Source organism: Undibacterium sp. RuTC16W, from assembly GCF_049339445.1.
Lineage (GTDB): Bacteria > Pseudomonadota > Gammaproteobacteria > Burkholderiales > Burkholderiaceae_D > Undibacterium.
This window is the reverse complement of the sequence record NZ_JBMPPE010000046.1, coordinates 1-418: the sequence shown is the minus strand read 5'-3', so window position 1 is coordinate 418 and position 418 is coordinate 1. Positions and strand designations below refer to the sequence as shown.

General features: G+C 43.8%; 1 rRNA gene. It reads right to left on the bottom strand.

The features are described 5' to 3' along the window. Positions 1–418 (bottom strand): 23S ribosomal RNA (locus ACO0K4_RS19485); the annotation flags it as partial.

Below are 418 nucleotides of genomic sequence, written 5' to 3'. Positions count from 1 at the left end.
TGCCGAATTCCCTTATCTACGTTATTCTATCGACCAGAGGCTGTTAACCTTGGAGACCTGATGCGGTTATGGGTACGACCTGATACGAAAGGATCACCGTACTTGGATTTTCAAGGATCGTCATGAGCATCACTGACAGTTCGATGGTGAACTGCTCTGCCAACCATATATCCCTAGCTTTGGATAATCCATTCAGGGAGATAGATTGTTAAGAAGAAAAGAGAACTCTTCCAGTTGCACATGCCGATGTCTCCAAGCTTGTTTGTGTTGCCACGAAACCTCCGTATTCAGCTTGAGGAATATCAACCTCATTCCCTTTTGACAACGGATTCGTAAGAACCCATATATTACAAGGAATTTCCCTATGTCTTAGGATCGAGTAACCCATGAACAAATGCTGTTCTCATGGAACCCTTCT